We start from the raw sequence: 3785 nt of genomic DNA on the forward strand, positions 1-3785 counted from the left end.
GAGGTACCGAACGCACATCCAGGGCCGGATGCGCGGCGGCAGGCGACAGCCATGGTGGCCCAGGTAGGGGCAGGCCTCCTTCAGATCCGATGCCGCCTGGCAGGCGGGAATGGGGCAATCGAGGAGGTGAAAAAGCAGTAGGTCCTTGAAGTCGAACCACACCGTGTGGTTGATGCAGCACGGTTCGGGGCAGAAACGGCAGGTCCGGCGGCACAGGTCGGCCATCAGGGGCGTCAGTTCGTCGAGGCCGCGGCCGATCGCCGCGGCTGTGGCCACAGCCGCTTTCAACACCCGGCGATGCCTGGCCAGCAACATGGCCAGGGCGCAGTTGGATTCATGCCACGTCCAGGCATTGCCTGGCAAGGCGGGCGTGGCACGTTCAAGCCGCGGAGCGTTTGACATGGCGCACCCCTGCCGCCGTCAACTTGCGAAACCACCCGTCAATGGTCTCATCGGCGGACCCCACATTCATCTTAGCTGCCACCATCATCCTGGTGCAAGCAATAATTTCGACAGGTTGTGGACAATGCACCAGCCCCAATTGAAATCGAGATGGATCACGTGATAAGCGGCACCCCGATATTCCACCCGCAACAGCTTACCCATCGTGGCAAACGTTTCGAATAGATGAAACAACCAGGCAGCCAACTTGCCTTGATCGGGTATCCTCGTCCAGAACATGCCCGGCCCGTCAAATACTAATATTTAAGATGCGACCGCATTGGTACCACAAACGGAATAGTTGAAAATCTGGTGCAAGACGCTGAATAGTTGAGAAATATAATTGATTAATCAATAAGATATGGTATTTTATATTCGGTGCCAATGGGAAATGCAGATAGTCCGCTTATGCCCTCAGGTACCTGACGGTTTTTATTTTTCAACAGCAATAAAATAAAAACTAAACGATCCAAGAAAGGAGCCAACCATGAAAACAGAATACAAATATAACCGCCTCGATAAGAATGACGCTGCTGTTTTGCTCGTCGATCACCAGTCTGGGCTTACGAATCTTGTTCAAGATTTTTCGCCGGATGACTTCAAGAATAATGTCTTAGCTTTGGCCGACACAGCCAAGTATTTCAAACTGCCCACCATTTTGACGACTAGTTTTGAAGATGGTCCAAACGGGCCACTCGTGCCTGAATTAAAGCAACTTTTTCCTGATGCCCCGTATATCGCGCGTCCAGGTCAAATTAACGCTTGGGACAACGAAGATTTTTTGAAGGCAATCAAAGCGACGGGCAAGAAGCAGTTGATTATTGCGGGTATTGTGACGGAAGTTTGCGTTGCATTCCCTGCGTTGTCCGCCCGCGAAGAGGGTTACGAAGTATTTATTGTTACCGACGCCTCGGGAACATTCAATCAGACAACCAGAGATGCCGCTTGGGCGCGAATGGAAGCCGCTGGTTGCCAACTCATGACATGGTTTGGCACTGCTTGCGAGCTGCATCGGGACTGGCGCAACGATGTCGAGGGTCTTGGGGCGCTCTTCTCAAACCATCTTCCATCCTATCGCTGCCTCATTACCAGTTATGCGGCGGGTAAGCATAGCATCAAATAAAAGGGCCGAACAAGTCGGTGCACTCAACGCTCAACCGCGTCACGCCGGATGCTTGCCGCTTCGCGGCGGCATCCGGCGCGCCACGGTACGAGCGCATGGAGATGGAACCCAGAGTGACCCATTCGCAAAAAAAGGAGAGCCGGTCGGAGGGTTCCTGCATGGCCAGGGTGTACAGCAGGGGCAGGTAGTGTTCGCGGGTCGGTATGGCCAGGCGGGCGCTGTCACCCCGCAACGGATAGTCGATCAGGGCATGGTGGTCGCCGGCCGCGATCAGCGCCTTCATCTTGCCGCCGGCGGCCACGGCCCAGTCAAAGCCCTCATCCTGCCGGGCCATGGCCCGCAGGTTGTGAACCATGTTGCCGCTGCCGATGACCAGGACGCCATCGCTGCGCAGGAATGTGAGCTGCCTGCCCAGCCGAAAGTGAAAGTCGGGCGGCTGGTCGAAGTCGAGGCTCAGCTGCACCACCGGGATCTCCGCCGTGGGGAACATGCGGCACAGGACCGACCAGGTGCCATGGTCCAGCCCCCAGCTGAAATCCAAATGGACCACCGGGTCGGCAAGGGTGTTTAAATTGTCCAATGGGGATGCTGGGCTACCCACTCACCGACCGTTTCGCGCAGCCAGTCTTCAAGTCCGCGGACCATATAAAACGTGGGGCTGAGAAGATCCGCATGCGGTGCGATCACCCCCTCACGCACGGCGATACGGGCCAGCTCGGTATACGGATAAATCCGCAGGCCGACCGTCAGCTTGAGCGCATCCAGCTTCAGACGATCGGCAAAGGTCAGGCTTTCCAGCACCGTATCCCGGGTCTCGCCGGGTCCGCCCAACAGGAGGAATCCCATGCAGCCGATCCCGGCATCGGCCAGCAGCCGGCTGGCACGCTGGATATCATCCGGCGAAAAGCGCTTGTGCATGCGGTCCAGGATCTGGCGGGCGCCGCTCTCGAAGCCCAGTGAGACGTCCCGGCAACCGGCTCGCGCCATGGACCGAACCAGGCTTGCGGTCACCCCGCCGGGGTACAGGATGGCCCGCCACTGAATGTCCAGGTGCGCCTCGGTCATGCGCTGGCAGAGCTCCTGCGCATAACTTGTGGGCAGGTTGAAGATGTTGTCCACGAAAAAGACGCGCGAATAGCCTGCCCTGCGCCAGCGGCGCAGGGCATCGACGACCGCTGCCGGGGAGCGTTTGCGGATCAGGCGGCCTTCGATGGTCGACGTCGAGCAGTAGCTGCAGTTCAGCGGGCAGCCCCGTCGGGTCTGGATGGGCAGATAATAGTCCGGGTCCCGGGCGAGGCGGGGATCGAATAGTTCCGGCCCGGGAAGTGCAAACCGGTCCAGGTCGCGGAGACCGTCCGGCGGCGTCTGGCGCCCTTTTCCCCGAACGACCAGGCCGGGCACGTCTTCCAGCGGGGCCCGCGATCCAAGTCGTTCCAGCAGCATGACCGCGGCGGCTTCGCCTTCGCCCTGAATCCCCATCTCCGCACCGGTATAGTCCAGTATGGCCTGCGGAAAGATGCTGTAGCCGGCACCCCCCAGCACGATGGGTGCCCGGGCGTGTGCCCGGCAGAACGCCACAACCTCCCGGGCCGGTTCCAGCAGAAACCGGGGCGATAGGCTGACCTGGTCGTCGATGTTGCGAATGGAAATGCCGATGACCTCGAACGCTGCTTCGGCCAGGGCCTCCCGGAGCGGGGACTGCCACTCCCCGGTGCCCATCAGGTCGAGAAACCGCACCGCATGACCGGCGGCACCCAGGGCCGCCGCCACGCTGCCGAGTCCCATGGGCAGGGCAGGCATATTAATTTTTTCCGTATTGGCCGAAATCAGCAGAACACGCATTGAAACCTCGCTTCACGGCAACCCGCCAGATGGATGTACCGAGATAGATGCAGAAGGTATTCATCTGTGTCCCCCGGCAGGTGGTTGGTCATCAGGCAAACCGCTCCTGCCGATGCCGCGCCAGGTTGTCCTGCGCCGGCCAGAAGCGTTGCGCTTCCGGTTTGAAGATGGGACGCTCCACCAGGGTCAGCACATGCCCGGGCATGTTGCTGTCGATCCGGACACGGTCCGACACGAGCACTTCATACCGGTTGCCGACACTCATCAGCCCTTCGTCGAAGGACCAGTGGCACAAGCGGCAAAGACAGAGTCCGTTGGTGGGAAAATCATCGTGGCTCTCGCTCCAGGGCAAGATGTGGGCCGCCTCGACCACGGTATG

Annotated in this window: 5 protein-coding genes; 1 reads left to right on the forward strand and 4 read right to left on the reverse strand. The window is 59.4% G+C overall.

Translation table 11 applies throughout. The features are described from left to right. A partial coding sequence (locus R6V78_RS19245; RefSeq protein WP_410291011.1) for a hypothetical protein occupies positions 1-402 on the reverse strand: 402 nt, incomplete at its 3' end. Positions 403-928: 526 nt separating this feature from the next. Here R6V78_RS19245 and ycaC point away from each other — a divergent pair. Then, positions 929-1564 carry an isochorismate family cysteine hydrolase YcaC gene (ycaC, locus tag R6V78_RS19250; protein ID WP_410291012.1) on the forward strand — a complete coding sequence of 212 codons (636 nt, stop codon included), beginning with the start codon at positions 929-931 and terminating at the stop codon, positions 1562-1564. On the opposite strand, the gene R6V78_RS19255 is transcribed toward ycaC, so the two are convergent. From R6V78_RS19255 to R6V78_RS19265, 3 genes are all read right to left on the reverse strand, one after another. Then, positions 1557-2144, reverse strand: a complete 588-nt coding sequence (locus R6V78_RS19255; protein WP_410291013.1) for a dioxygenase — start codon at positions 2142-2144, stop codon at positions 1557-1559. The genes ycaC and R6V78_RS19255 overlap by 8 nt on opposite strands. Continuing rightward, on the reverse strand, positions 2132-3406 hold the full coding sequence (locus R6V78_RS19260) for a B12-binding domain-containing radical SAM protein (protein ID WP_410291014.1): 1275 nt from the start codon (positions 3404-3406) through the stop codon (positions 2132-2134). Before R6V78_RS19260 ends, R6V78_RS19255 begins: the two co-directional genes overlap by 13 nt. A 91-nt stretch (positions 3407-3497) precedes the next feature. Beyond that, positions 3498-3785: HNH endonuclease (locus R6V78_RS19265; protein ID WP_410291015.1), on the reverse strand; the 288-nt coding region annotated here is incomplete at its 5' end.

The sequence above is a fragment of the Desulfosarcina sp. genome, assembly GCF_046496365.1.
Taxonomy (GTDB): domain Bacteria; phylum Desulfobacterota; class Desulfobacteria; order Desulfobacterales; family Desulfosarcinaceae; genus Desulfosarcina.

Excerpts from the sequence above, each read along its gene's own strand:
- ycaC (WP_410291012.1), top strand. The coding sequence starts at position 929 with ATGAAAACAGAATACAAATATAACCGCCTCGATAAGAATGACGCTGCT.
- R6V78_RS19260 (WP_410291014.1), bottom strand. The coding sequence starts at position 3,406 with ATGCGTGTTCTGCTGATTTCGGCCAATACGGAAAAAATTAATATGCCT.